Annotated in this window: 12 protein-coding genes; 4 read left to right on the forward strand and 8 right to left on the reverse strand. The window is 43.2% G+C overall.

Features of this window, described 5'->3' with window-relative positions:
• Positions 1–11: 11 nt before the first annotated feature.
• Both AACU28_RS05110 and AACU28_RS05115 read right to left on the reverse strand, forming a co-directional pair.
• Positions 12–632, reverse strand: a complete 621-nt coding sequence (locus tag AACU28_RS05110) for a DNA-J related domain-containing protein (protein WP_017079221.1) — start codon at positions 630–632, stop codon at positions 12–14.
• Between the two features lie 308 nt (positions 633–940).
• On the reverse strand, positions 941–1,780 hold the full coding sequence (locus AACU28_RS05115; protein WP_004730947.1) for an isopenicillin N synthase family dioxygenase: 840 nt from the start codon (positions 1,778–1,780) through the stop codon (positions 941–943).
• A 202-nt stretch (positions 1,781–1,982) separates the two neighbouring features.
• Between AACU28_RS05115 and AACU28_RS05120 the strand changes: the two genes are divergently transcribed.
• On the forward strand, positions 1,983–2,591 hold the full coding sequence (locus AACU28_RS05120; protein ID WP_017081101.1) for a DUF2238 domain-containing protein: 609 nt from the start codon (positions 1,983–1,985) through the stop codon (positions 2,589–2,591).
• Positions 2,592–2,684: 93 nt separating this feature from the next.
• Here the strand turns inward: AACU28_RS05120 and AACU28_RS05125 are convergent, their stop codons facing one another.
• The 5 genes from AACU28_RS05125 to AACU28_RS05145 all read right to left on the reverse strand — a co-directional run bounded on the left by AACU28_RS05125 (position 2,685) and on the right by AACU28_RS05145 (position 6,525).
• Positions 2,685–2,936: a hypothetical protein gene (locus AACU28_RS05125; protein WP_121602496.1), complete on the reverse strand. Its 252-nt coding sequence runs from the start codon at positions 2,934–2,936 to the stop codon at positions 2,685–2,687.
• Between the two features lie 21 nt (positions 2,937–2,957).
• Positions 2,958–3,878, reverse strand: a complete 921-nt coding sequence (locus AACU28_RS05130; RefSeq protein ID WP_121602497.1) for a DMT family transporter — start codon at positions 3,876–3,878, stop codon at positions 2,958–2,960.
• Positions 3,879–3,943: 65 nt separating this feature from the next.
• Positions 3,944–5,635 carry an SgrR family transcriptional regulator gene (locus AACU28_RS05135; RefSeq protein ID WP_017081104.1) on the reverse strand — a complete coding sequence of 564 codons (1,692 nt, stop codon included), beginning with the start codon at positions 5,633–5,635 and terminating at the stop codon, positions 3,944–3,946.
• A gap of 154 nt (positions 5,636–5,789) precedes the next feature.
• Complete coding sequence (locus AACU28_RS05140) at positions 5,790–6,023, reverse strand: DUF3389 domain-containing protein (protein WP_004730938.1); 234 nt, start codon at positions 6,021–6,023, stop codon at positions 5,790–5,792.
• A 76-nt stretch (positions 6,024–6,099) separates the two neighbouring features.
• Positions 6,100–6,525 carry a hotdog fold thioesterase gene (locus AACU28_RS05145; protein ID WP_004730936.1) on the reverse strand — a complete coding sequence of 142 codons (426 nt, stop codon included), beginning with the start codon at positions 6,523–6,525 and terminating at the stop codon, positions 6,100–6,102.
• A 188-nt stretch (positions 6,526–6,713) separates the two neighbouring features.
• On the opposite strand from AACU28_RS05145, the gene AACU28_RS05150 reads away from it, so the two are divergent.
• Positions 6,714–7,502, forward strand: a complete 789-nt coding sequence (locus AACU28_RS05150) for a M48 family metallopeptidase (RefSeq protein WP_121602498.1) — start codon at positions 6,714–6,716, stop codon at positions 7,500–7,502.
• An 85-nt stretch (positions 7,503–7,587) separates the two neighbouring features.
• On the opposite strand, the gene AACU28_RS05155 is transcribed toward AACU28_RS05150, so the two are convergent.
• Positions 7,588–8,670 carry a site-2 protease family protein gene (locus AACU28_RS05155; protein ID WP_017081105.1) on the reverse strand — a complete coding sequence of 361 codons (1,083 nt, stop codon included), beginning with the start codon at positions 8,668–8,670 and terminating at the stop codon, positions 7,588–7,590.
• A 356-nt stretch (positions 8,671–9,026) separates the two neighbouring features.
• Here AACU28_RS05155 and AACU28_RS05160 point away from each other — a divergent pair, with 356 nt between their 5' ends.
• Both AACU28_RS05160 and AACU28_RS05165 read left to right on the forward strand, forming a co-directional pair.
• Entirely contained in the window at positions 9,027–10,274 is a 1,248-nt protein-coding gene (locus tag AACU28_RS05160; RefSeq protein ID WP_054541097.1) for a porin, read from the forward strand.
• Between the two features lie 14 nt (positions 10,275–10,288).
• A complete protein-coding gene (locus tag AACU28_RS05165; protein ID WP_121602499.1) occupies positions 10,289–12,694 on the forward strand; it encodes a VolA/Pla-1 family phospholipase in 2,406 nt (801 codons plus the stop codon).
• Positions 12,695–12,919: the final 225 nt, after the last annotated feature.

Below are 12,919 nucleotides of genomic sequence, written 5' to 3' on the forward strand. Positions count from 1 at the left end.
GAGCCTTTCGATTACGAGCTTCGTAATACATTCCATGCTTCACAGAGCGTCTGGAATTTCGCCGTGTTGCCCTCGTCTCTGTCTGGATGCCAACGCAAAGCCAATTGTCGCCAGCGCTTTCTAATCTCATGGTGAGTCGCGTCCAACGGTAACTCAAACAAGTTTAACGCTCGGCTTCTATCCATATCGAGTTCATCACCACCGACAAACTTTCTGTACCGAGTCCAGAACTCGTTCAGCAGCCTTTTGACTTCGCCCTCGTCCGCTTCATAGTTAATCCAATTAATGTAGTATTCTCGAAGTGGGTCTTGATGATCGATGCTGTGACTGCTTCCGTGATAACGACCATTCATCAATTCAATATCCATCGCTTGGACTTGTAGCCAACCATCAGGGTGTAAGGTTTCTTGAAGCTGATAAAGCGCATTCATGATGAGGAAGTTCTTTTTAAACAACTCTTTCTCAGGTGCCGGGTCTAGCACCGGTACAAACCCAAGGTCGTTAAGGTGAGCCGCCAATGTGTGTACTTTCCAACCGCTTGGCTTTTGCTTAAGCACTTCCATAATCGGCCAAAGCAATGGATTCTCCATATGGCAATGAAAGTTTGCTCTCACCTCTTGATGATTCGACATAGTAGACTCAGTTAGCTTTTCTGTATTAATGGATGACTAGGGTATTGGATACAATGAGCAACCTACATTATAACCAGTGGCGTATCTCTTTTAATTGAAAGCGATTTTCCGCGATTTGTCGAGCTAATGGACCAACAACTTTCAAACGCTTGGCTCAAAGGCACCCTTTCATCATGAAACTGAAAGTCGTTAAGTGAGTGCAACCGCCATCAATGCAGAAGTGACCCTGAAATACAGGTACAAAAAAGGTCAGCAATTTAGCTGACCTTTGATATCTTTACCAATTTTAGTACGAAATATTTCGCTAATTAGATAACGCCAAGTTCTCTTAGACGCTCCATTAGGTACTCGTTTGCTGTGTACTTTTCTGACAGCACAACTTCCGGTTTCGGGTGAAGGAATAGAGGCAAAGAGATACGAGATTTCTCTTGGCGTTCACCTGATGGATTGATTACACGGTGAGTTGTCGATGGAAAGTAACCACCCGATGCCTCTTGAAGCATGTCACCAATGTTGATGATCATGTTGCCGAAGTCACATGGAACATCTAACCACTCGTCGTTTTGAGCTTTAACTTGAAGGCCCGGCTCGTTTGCTGCAGGAAGAACAGTCAGTAAGTTGATGTCTTCGTGTGCTGCTGCACGGATAGCGCCTGGCTCTTCGTCACCTTGCATTGGTGGGTAGTGAAGAACACGAAGCAGAGTCTGCTCACTGCCGTTGATCATTTCAGACAACGCGATAGAGAACTTCTCTTGTACTTCTTTAGGAGCATGAGCTTCAACCCATCCTAGAAGCTCTTGAGCAAAAGCATTCGCGCGTTGGTAGTAATCTAGAATCTGTTCTTTCAGCTGCTCAGGGATTTGGCCCCAAGGGTATACGTGAAAGTACTCTTTGATGTCTTTTACAGTGTGGCCCTTAGCAACTTCAGACACTGAAGGTGGAAAATATCCATCTTGTGTTTCAACATTAAAGTGGAAGTTTTCTTTCTCTTCAGAGATGAAGAATTGGTACCAGTTTTCGTAAATAGACTCAACAAGCTCTTTCGGGATTGGGTGGTTCTTAAGAACACCAAAACCAGTTTCACGTAGAGAGCGAACAAATTGTTCTGCTGCGTCGTCAGCAAGGTAATCGACAGTTTCCAGTTTCATGACTTTTCTTTCTTGTTATGTAGTGATGAGGCGATTTTAAGGATCGCTTTGTTGTAAATCAAACTTTTGTGAAACTCTCGCAACCGTTTGTCTAGATACTGGGCGATAACGCCAGTTTTCAACAAATATGGTGATTACAGCCCAATTGAACACTGTTCAATATTGTGTAACACTATTAAAAACTTCGACGAGAGATCTTGATATGACAATCACGCCACTTGCTCAAAATCGACCATTGCTTTCATTCACGACGCTTTATCTGATTGTGTTTCTATTTTCAGCATTTGCTCCCTCTTCAAGAGCAGTATGGATTGCCGAAATTATCCCGGCTCTAGCGATATTAGTGGGTATCTGGTGGCTATCAACCAAGCTCACCTTTACTAAGACTGCCTATATTTTGATGTTTATCTGGCTGATGTTACATACGATTGGCGCGAAATATACCTTCGCAGAAGTGCCATTTGAATGGTTTAACAACATGATTGGCTCTGAACGTAATAATTTTGACCGTGTCGCGCATTTCTCTATTGGCCTTTACGCCTACCCACTCGCTGAGTATTTGATTCGTAAGAAACTGGCTCAACCGGTACTGGCATGTTTCTTTGCCTTATTTGCGATCATGAGTGTTGCAGCAGGTTATGAGATTATTGAGTGGTGGTACGCGGAGATTGCAGGTGGTGATGAAGGTATCGCGTTCCTTGGTTCACAAGGTGATATTTGGGATGCGCAGAAAGACATGCTGTGTGATACAACGGGTGCTATTGTTTCGCTATTACTTCTGAAACTTCAAGGGCGAGTTAGAGCTCAGTAGTTCGTGGATAGTCCGCTCAACTTCTTGCTTATAAGTTAATTAGTCGATTTAAATGCCACGACACAGAAACTGTGTCGTGGCATTTGTTCTTTTCTACTTCATAGTCACCTTGCCACCCACAAACTTGTAGGCTGGCGTACCTCGAACCAAGGTATCTCGCGCGAATTCAATCCCACATTCAGGGCACACACATGGCTCTTTAGTGAAATCTTCAACAATACGTTCCTTAAAACACTTCACGAGTGCACCTTTGCCACCTTTCCGATACTTAAAAAGTTGCGTTTTGCATTTCGCACAGAAAATCTGAACCGTTTGGGTCGGTTGTTTCTTGTTTGGTTTAGCCATAGAAGTTAATGATTGAACTCTTTATTTCTTAAGTTTAGGTGCGACAAGAACCAAGCTTATCCCGAGTAAAATAACGGTCGATGAGATAATAAATTGCATGGTGACTGGTTCGGAGAGTAACAAGACGCCACCGAGTGTCGCGATAACCGGCACAGAAAGCTGTGCAATGGATGCGACCACTGTATTCAGCTTTTTCACCACGTAATACCACAAACTATAACCCACACCAGAAGCCACCGAGCCCGATATAACCGCGTAAATCAAACCTTGCTCAGTGATAGAGACTTGAGGCATTGCATTAGGTATTACAACTAGAAGGCTTAAACCTGCAAGGATAACTAGAGAGCTAAATCCAAAGTTAGCGGTCGTCGATTGCAGTGCGTTTAAAGATTTCTTTCCTGCCAATGTGTAAATACCCCACCCAACTCCGGCCAGAGACATCAAGATGATAGAAACTAAGTCTGGTGCCTGTGTCGATTCAGTTGGCATTAACAAGTAAACAAGCCCTGCCACCGATAACAAACATCCGCCCCACTCAAGTAATGACATTCTGTTTCCAGAGAACAAGTGCGCGGCAATCATCGTAAATTGTACTGCGACAAACAACACCAGCGCACCAAGACCTGCGCCAAGCTTTAAGTAAGCGAATGAGAAGCCAAACATATACACAAGCAGTGACAATATTGATGTGAATTGAAACTGTGACTTTAGCTTTGTATATACCGATGTGCTGTTGTTTGCTAGCTCTTGCTTAGATTTTGATTTTGATTTTGATTGGGAAGATAAAGTGAATAAAATCAGAAGTGTAAGCGCACCAGACAAGATGCGCACGATCGAAAAGCTCAAAGGATCAATCGTTTGATCCATTAAAGCCCAGCGACACAAAACTGAATTAGCAGCAAAGGCCACCAGCGTAATAAATGTAACCATCACAGTTTGCATCGTTTTGTCCTAATTGAGTTGTTTGGTCCTAATAAGTGTTCTTGGGTTTCAATCAACGTTAGATTTCAATCAACGTCAGGCTTCACCCAAACTTGGCTAAAGTCGAACCAGCCTAATGCATTACATTTTGCGTTCTGCAACGTACCACATTGATCTTTGTTAACGCCCAACCAACAGTGGAACATCGGAATTAACTGATTGCTTTGCACCAGTTGCTTACCGAGTTGCCTTGCTGGGAATTGATCGAATTCGCCTGAACGCCAACGATCAATCATGTGACACCATTGGTCGAAGTCTTCAGCTGGGCTAGATTCATCAAGAAAACTGTAGTCCATTAACCAGCCGGCCAATGCATCGTCTCTGTTGTTAGCGATACCCATAGGATTAATCCAAATATCAACATTATCGGCGTGTGGAGGATCGGTTTCGTAACCGATAAGCTCAACATCGACATTATATTGCTTCAACACGGTGACAATCGCTTTGGCAAGTGTTGGGAACATCGGGTGTTGGCATTGGTACGCCAATCTAATGGTTGGTTTCGCATTTGCTGGTGGACAGACCGGCGTGTTTAACTTTATGTCATACCAACCAGGTTTTATCCCATAGGCGTGTAGAACGCCCAAATCGATGACGGTCTCTTTTGGGATATGAACAAACAGATCAGCTGCATTCAATGCGTTAGACAAAAACTCCGCCCATGCGGGATCTTGTGCGATGCCCTTCTTTCTATTCAACAGTAAATACGTACAGCCGGGATCAAGCTCTACTTCATCACTATCACCACGGTCGGCCATTACCGGTTTCGAAAGACTTGGGTAAACCATAGAAGAATACGCCTCATCAACCACCCAAACCTCAACGCGATCAATCAACGGCCTGAAACCAAAGTATCCGTTGAAAGCCGTTAGTACGAGTTGCTTCTCATCGTTCTTCTCAATGCGATACGGCCCCGTACCAATTGGTCGAATATCGTAGTCTTCGCCACGTAAAATCATCGGCAAAGTGACCTTAGCGACCGACTCCGTAAGCGCGAGTGGGAAATACTTATCTGGGCGCGTTAAGAAGACATCGACCACGCAATTTGCGGGTGAAGAGACATCTTTAATATGCGAGAACAAATTGAGTGGTTCGAGCGCAAGAAGCGTGTCGACAACATGATTCGTTAATAGAGGCTCGCCGTTATGAAAACGGACACCCGGCCTTAAGAAGAATCGCCATTGATAATCACTGATTTTTTGCCATGAATGAGCAAGATCGGGTTGTAACTGATCATTTTCATCCAATCGCGTTAACCCACTGAAGACTTGGCAGGCAATGTGCTGCTCTGAACGTCGCATCGATTTTGTCGGGTTAAGCATTGAGAGCGGTCGGTAATAAGGCAAACGAATGACCTGCTCACCTTCTTGATATTGCACACCCAAATAGTTTTGAATAACCTGAGTAAGCTTGGCAGCATTGTGGTCAAGCACTGACAGCGCCTGACCAATTTTACCTTCCTGTAAGTACCGCCTCGCTAAGTTTTCACTGACATCGCAACGATTCTGCTTAAAGATAAGTTGAGATAACTTACCTCGGCCTGCCGCCGGTAACCATTCTACCCAGCCTTGTTCTTCAAGTTTGTTGAGTACCATTCTTGCATTACGACGCGTACAACAGAGTACATCTGTTATGTCATCGAGCTGAACATCAGAATCTTTACCATCGAAGTATTCAAACAGGGTTTCAAATTGAACGCGAAGTCTTGGGCTGCTCATAAAGAGGAAAACTTATTCAAAGGACATTGAATTCAGTTTCCCTATTTTAAGACGTAAAATCAATCTTACTGACGTGTTTTTATTGCGAATTATTGGGTATGACGTCCCAAGATGTTATTCAAACAGAATGGCTAAGTACTTTTGCAGCATACGGTTACATCACATCGCAGCCGATTTCATTAGCGATGTCACGAAGCTGTTGTTCATTATCTAATTTAATTGACCACTTGCACTCAGAGCCATTCGCCGAAATGACATTTGCCCCTTTTCCAATTAATTGAATCGCATCAACTTGTGCTTGCAGCGTGACTCTATGTTCACCATCTAAACGAACAACCAGCTCATGTGCGGTTGCGATAACTTTTCCACTTTTAAACGTTATGACCATCGGTTTCTCTAGCTACTTCTTTTAAATACAAATTACTATTTTCTAAATAGAACACAGTTAACTGCTGCCTACTCTATTATCGCTTATGTTTCTTCACGGCAATCGTTAATCGACTCGTACAAACTAAGCGTTGACGCTCGTCAGTGATATTGATTTGCCACACTTGGGTAGAGACACCAAGGTGAATAGGTTCAGCAGTACCGATAACATGCCCTTCACGCATTGATCTTACGTGATTCGCGTTGATATCCAATCCAACGCAATAGTAGCCTTCTGGTACGCAGAAATTAGCCGCCAATGAGCCAAGCGTTTCAGCTAGCACAACCGATGCGCCGCCATGAAGCATGCCTAGTGGTTGGTGCGTAAAATGACAAACCGGCATGGTTGCCACTAAGGAATTGTCGTTTACTTCTGTGTAAACAATGTTGAGATGCTCAATTAAGGTGTTTTTTGAGGTCGCGTTGAAGGTATCTAGGTCAACGGGCTTTTTCCAAATACTCATATGGGTTCCTTAATTATTGACTTTATTAGTGCGTGAATCGCTTTATTAGTAAGTGAATAGCTTCATTATCGTTAATAGTGATCTTAACGATAACCATGTTTTTAAATACAATACTTATCTTACAGCTCTTAGTTATTACGCAAGTTGATGTTAACATGCATAAAAACCGAATACACAGAGGATATTGTATGACGTCATGGATGAAGTTTGCCTCGCTTCTCACACTTGCAGGCCTAACCGCATGTAGCGCTTCCCCGACAGGAAGAAACCAATTACTGCTTTTTTCTGATCAAGACATGTCTCAACTTGGGGCACAATCTTTTGAACAAATGAAGAAAGAACAGCCAATAAGTAAAGACGCGAAAACAAACGCTTATGTACAGTGCGTTGCAAAGAGCATTACTCAACATATTCCAAAACAAGGCTTTAGTGAATGGGAAGTTGTTGTTTTTGATAGCGACCAAGTGAATGCCTTTGCTTTGCCGGGTGGCAAAATTGGCGTATACACAGGGTTACTTAAGGTAGCGGTCAATCAAGACCAACTCGCAACGGTTATCGGACACGAAGTGGCTCACGTACTCGCTGACCACAGTAATGAGCGTCTATCTCAGTCTCAAATCGCTAATACTGGCTTATCTATTACTAGCGTCGCGTTAGGCGCATCAGAATACAAACAGTACCAAGGCATGACAATGGCTGCCTTAGGTTTAGGTGTTCAATATGGGGTTATTCTACCGTATGGCCGAACTCAGGAATCAGAAGCCGATGTTGTTGGTTTAGAATATATGGCTCAGGCAGGGTTCGATCCTAAACAGAGCGTCGACTTGTGGCAAAACATGGCGAAAGCATCAGGTGGTAGCCAACCGCCAGAATTGCTGTCTACGCACCCTTCCCACAGTACGCGAATCAAAGATCTACAGGCGACGATAAAAACGTTACCTCAATCGGGTTCATCAAGACCAAATTGCAAAGCGTAATTTTACATTTTTTTAGACGCTAAACTTCGAATACAAAAATGCCCTATCCATATTGGTTAGGGCATTTTTTGGTTTTTGATTCTTGTTAAGTGCCAAGAATTTGCAATGGTAGGCTTAATAACTGATCACCAGTAGATGCAAAATACCAGATAACACCGATCAAACTGCTCACTAGACCCACATACCAAACAAACGACACGACTTGACCGTATTTGTCTAATGGCAACAAGTGACTGTGGTGACGCCCTTTCCATTCGAATAGTATTTCCACACTGCCCATAATCAATAAGAAGCCAAACAGGGTCAAATTCAACTGATAACTCAGTACCACGCCAGCAATAGCGGCTGCAACACACAGCACAATACCAAGCACACTGTTCATCGAGAAACTGATACTTTTTAGTACATGTCCGCCATCGAGAGGCAAAATTGGTAATAGATTAAATAAGTTTAATAACGCGTTAAATACCGCAAGCCCAGCGAAGAACATTTCGCCAGTCGCCCAGTACAACACCATAAATATCAACGACAATATCAAGCCAAACAATGGTCCCATGATCGAGATAACCACATCTTGCCAGCGCGTATTGATCTTTTCGTCGGATAACGCCAAGCCACCAAGGAACGGTATCAAATAGATGCCTTTGGTCTTCATTCCAAAGTATTTCATTGCTCTGATGTGGCCATATTCATGGAACATTAAACAAGCGATCAAGGCTAAAGCGAACTGAATTGAAAATAGCCATGAGTAAGCAGCTAAACTCGCAGAGGCAAGTACCACCTTGATTAATTTGGCACTCTTAAGGGCTTTCATTCCCAGCGAAACTAACCCGATTAAGCTAAAACGCTTCTCTGGTTTTGGTGCGACAACCGGGGTTTGTTGCTCGATATCTTTAGTATTGCGATTGCCTTCGGTAACGGTTTGGCCATTCACGGTCGCTTTATAGGTCATCTCAAACGGTTGCCACTGAACGGTCGCCTCAACGTTACACTGCAACGTTTCTTCACCTGCACGCAGAGTAAATGCATGCGTTCGAGCGTCATCTTGATCTGTGGTTGCGTCTAATTGGGACACCAAAGTATTGTCCCAATACAACTGTTGCCACCCTGCCATTGACCCCTCTAAACGAAGTGGTTTTCCAAGAAACTCTATCGCGAGTAATTCCAAACTTTAATTCCAATTTAATGACTATCAATATGAATCGATATTATGCCGATTTAGCGATTAACGGTAAACACAAACAAAGTTGTTACATATTGAGCAGTTGAACACTATTTATACCAGCACCTAACATAAATATTCTGGTCACACCTCCAACCACCCATAAATCATTGATTGTAGTTATATTATTAGTGTTAGAGTGCTGCCCCTTAAAAATATTACCTCACAAAATGATAACTCATTCTTTGACTTTATATTAAACATGAATTTAACATGCCATTTACATTAGAGCTTAAACACCAACAACGCTCAGTGTGTTTTCAACAATAAGAATGAGATTTGATGCCCTAGGAGGGTCAAGGATGAAAACAATACAACGCTCTCTCGTTTCACTTTCTGTGCTATTTGCATGTAATTCACTTGCGGCTGGTTTCCAAGTTGCTGAGCACTCTGCCTCAGGTCTTGGTCGCGCATTTTCAGGTGAAGGTGCTGTAGCTGATAACGCGAGTGTACTAGCGAGAAACCCCGCCGCAATGACCCTATTTGATACAGCCCAATTTTCAGGCGCGGTTTCTATCGTTGATCCAGAGGTTAACGTATACGACGTTGATGCTAACGAGCATTCAAAAGATGTTGCGCCGTTGCAAGTAGTACCAGCTGCATATTACATCAGCCCAATCAACGATAAATGGGCTTGGGGTATCGGTATGTTCACCAATTATGGTGTTGCTACGGATTACCCTGATGACATCTCGGCAGGTGATATGGCTGGCGATACGTCGCTCCTATCTGTCAATCTAAATCCAAACATCGCATACCGTGTAAATAACTCGTTTAGCATCGGTGGTGGTCTAAATTTAGTTTACGCAGAAGCTGAGTTGACTCGCCATAAAGGCGAGCTTGCTAACTTTGTTGGTGGAAATTCATCTGACAAACTTATAGGCATGACCGGTGAAACATTTGCCTATGGTTGGAATGTTGGTGCGATGTATGAACTGAACGAAAACAATCGCTTTAGTATCGGTTACCGCTCCTCTGTTGACCTTGACTTTGATGACGGTGAATTCACCAGTTACGACTCAGGTAGGGCAACATCTCCAAAGGTTGATGGCCGCTTACAAATCGAGCTACCTGCAATCTTAGAGCTTTCTGCATTTCACCAACTTAACGAGCAATGGGCAATTCATTACGGTTGGCAACAAACTGATTGGAGTTCTTTCAAAGAGCTAAAAGCAACGAGTCCAGATTGTACCGATAACGGTGTGGCTGGCCAGTGCTTCTATAAACCAGAAAAATATGAAGACAACAATCGATATTCATTAGGTGCGACCTATAAACTAAACAGCAAGTGGACATTAAGAGCTGGTTACGCTTATGACGAACAAGCCGGTGAAGCAACGCTCAGTATCCCGGATAGTGACCGTATGTGGTACAGCGCTGGTTTCACTTATGCGTGGAGCGAAAACATGACTGTCGATGCCGGATTTGCGCTTGTAGTAAGTGATGAAGGTGAGTTCACAGAGACAAATGGTGCTCAGCAAGAAAGAACGTTCGAAGCCGAAGGTACCGCTTATCTTTCGTCAGTTCAGCTTAATTACACATTTAACTAAATCAGGGTCGCATCATGAAACGTAACTTTAAGATATCTCTATTATGTTCCGCGATTCTGCTAGCAGGTTGTGGTGACAATTCTGAAAGCTCGGGGACAAGCAACCAACAACTCGAAGCTTATTTAGAAACTTCTTTAGCAAGAGCTACAACGCAAAAAATGCTCTTGCAAGGCAGTAACGCATCTGTTCCTTTAAGTAATAACCTATTATTCGACTCTACAGATGGAACGTTAGCGATCCCTACTGGTGGAGACGAGAGCATTTCAAACCCAAAAGCAGCACTGAACTATGCCGATGGTTTTTCGACAAGCATGCCAATTTACATCGAGTTTGAAGGTGATGGTTTTGGTGATATCCCTGGAGTTGTTACTTCTGGAGTTACCTTGTTGAAGCTTTCAAAAAAGCTAACAGACACATCCACAGCGGCTCAAGTACCAACACCTGTTGCTAGCACTGAATACACAGTTTACAAAGTAGGCTCAAACCTAGCAATTACACCGAATACTCCTTTTGATGAGAAGTCTGAATATTTGCTTGTTATTACTGATGACGTTACAGATGTAAATGGTAACCCAGTAGGTACATCGCAAAGCTATGCGGCTCTCAAAACAGCAACGAAAACATACACCACCGGAGATCTAGCGAGTGCGCAAACTTTAATTAAAGGCCAAGAAGCAATAGCAGCTGCTGTCGGTGTTGACGCCAATAAAATTGTCTATTCAGCTTGGTTCACTACAACTTCCGTTGGCGATGTACTAGCCTCTACAGCATCGTTGATTGGTGGAATGATTGATGCTGGAGCCCCACTTTCGACTTATTGGAATGGCAGCGCGAACCCAAATAGTATCGATCTGTCAAACGCTTATAATCTTAGCCTAGATTCTTCATCAACAGTTCCGTTTGCCACAGCAATCGCTGCCGATGCAAACTTCAAGAAATATCTCGGAGATGATGACGCTACAGAAACTGCGACCTTAATTGGCGGAATAAACCTCCTCTACTCTAATGGTGGTATCAGTACTACAACTGTAAATGTGACTAAAGGTACCATTCAGCTTCCTTATTTCTTGGAAACAGATCCAAGTAAGTTTTCTGTTACACCATTTGCCTCAGCGTTGGACAGTTTAGCTGTTATCAAAAGCGCACTAACTGATAGCTCTACAAGTTCTTTCGTTGGTGGAGAGTTGGTTAAATTAGGATTAGACCCAACAAACCTTAGCGCAGCTGATGTCACGACTTTAATGGGAAAAACACTCACAAAGGACGCAAGTGGAACAGCTCTAGATAGTGATCGCATTGTCACTCAGTATTCACCAATACCACAAATTAAATCACTTGAAGCTGTTGATGTGCTTTTGTTTACACCCACAACTGGCACGCCTTCAGGTGTAGTCATTTATCAGCACGGTATTACCTCTGTAAAAGAAAACGCGTATGCATTCGCTGCTAATTTAACGGCCGAGGGTCTTGCAGTGATAGCGATTGATCACCCTATTCATGGCTCGCGTTCGCTTGCTGGCGGTGCTATATCAACTAACGATAATGCACTGTACTACTTGAATCTAAGTGCTTTGCCTGTTGCCCGCGACAATATTCGTCAAAGTGCGCTTGATGTAATAGGTCTTCGTATGGCACTTGAAAAAGTGGGTAATGATTTTACTGGTACACCATTAGCCGGAGTTGATGTAAAAGACACAACCGTTAAGTTTATGGGCCACTCATTGGGTGGCATTACCGGATTTACTTCTGTTGCTACATCAGAAATTGCTGGCACACATAAATTTAGCTCGGCGGTATATGCTAATTCAGGTGGACACATTGCTGAATTGTTGTTCGCATCGGAAACCTTTGGCCCTGAAATTAAACATAACTTGGCTAAACAGCTGAATACGGCTTACAAGGATTCAGTCGCGACAGCTTGTGCAACCAACAACATTAAAGATGGTGATTGTTACACCGCTTTTGCTACTGGAAACCCAACCAGCGCTGCAGCTATTGAAACTGAGTTAGTTGCATTTAAAGTCGCCGCTCAAACCCTTATTGACACTGTCGATCCACATTCACTAGCAAACACTGAGGATCTGTCATCATTCAGATCTAGCTACCCAACGTTGTTGATCCAGTCGCAAAATGACAAAACGGTCCCTAATACCGGAATTGCGACATCTTTCACGGCTTCATTTGTTGGTTCTGAAGGCTTAGATACAACGTTAGGGTTGAGCGACTCTACAAAAGCGAGTCCTTCAATTGGAAACCGTGTGTTTGTTCAGTATAACGAAACGGCTAAGCACTCTACAATCATTGGACCACAAGCAGACCTTTCTGATGCCTCTCATACCCTATCAATGAGAACTCAAGTAACTGATTTCTTGAAGTCGGATAGCCTTGATACAGCAGCACCGAGTGCACTATTGGAGTAACTCAAACTTAAGTACCTTTTAATGAAACCAAATGCCAGCCTAACCGCTGGCATTTTTGTATCTATCGACATCCCATCGTCCCTAGTTAACCGTTTGCATAGAACCTTAAAACACAAATGGTTGATCTCAGCTAAAATTAATCAAGACAGAATACCGTACGACCTCTTTCTTTATTGCAAATAAAGTGGATAATAGCCCCGTAATTTAATACCTAATAAATGTGAG

This window comes from Vibrio sp. SBT000027, assembly GCF_963894355.1.
Taxonomy (GTDB): domain Bacteria; phylum Pseudomonadota; class Gammaproteobacteria; order Enterobacterales; family Vibrionaceae; genus Vibrio; species Vibrio splendidus.

Bases quoted from the DNA above. Each gene is read 5' to 3' on its own strand.
- AACU28_RS05125 (WP_121602496.1), bottom strand. From the start codon at position 2,936: ATGGCTAAACCAAACAAGAAACAACCGACCCAAACGGTTCAGATTTTC.
- AACU28_RS05150 (WP_121602498.1), top strand. From the start codon at position 6,714: ATGACGTCATGGATGAAGTTTGCCTCGCTTCTCACACTTGCAGGCCTA.
- AACU28_RS05145 (WP_004730936.1), bottom strand. From the start codon at position 6,525: ATGAGTATTTGGAAAAAGCCCGTTGACCTAGATACCTTCAACGCGACC.
- AACU28_RS05135 (WP_017081104.1), bottom strand. From the start codon at position 5,635: ATGAGCAGCCCAAGACTTCGCGTTCAATTTGAAACCCTGTTTGAATAC.
- AACU28_RS05115 (WP_004730947.1), bottom strand. From the start codon at position 1,780: ATGAAACTGGAAACTGTCGATTACCTTGCTGACGACGCAGCAGAACAA.
- AACU28_RS05165 (WP_121602499.1), top strand. From the start codon at position 10,289: ATGAAACGTAACTTTAAGATATCTCTATTATGTTCCGCGATTCTGCTA.
- AACU28_RS05130 (WP_121602497.1), bottom strand. From the start codon at position 3,878: ATGCAAACTGTGATGGTTACATTTATTACGCTGGTGGCCTTTGCTGCT.
- AACU28_RS05140 (WP_004730938.1), bottom strand. From the start codon at position 6,023: ATGGTCATAACGTTTAAAAGTGGAAAAGTTATCGCAACCGCACATGAG.
- AACU28_RS05120 (WP_017081101.1), top strand. From the start codon at position 1,983: ATGACAATCACGCCACTTGCTCAAAATCGACCATTGCTTTCATTCACG.
- AACU28_RS05110 (WP_017079221.1), bottom strand. From the start codon at position 632: ATGTCGAATCATCAAGAGGTGAGAGCAAACTTTCATTGCCATATGGAG.
- AACU28_RS05160 (WP_054541097.1), top strand. From the start codon at position 9,027: ATGAAAACAATACAACGCTCTCTCGTTTCACTTTCTGTGCTATTTGCA.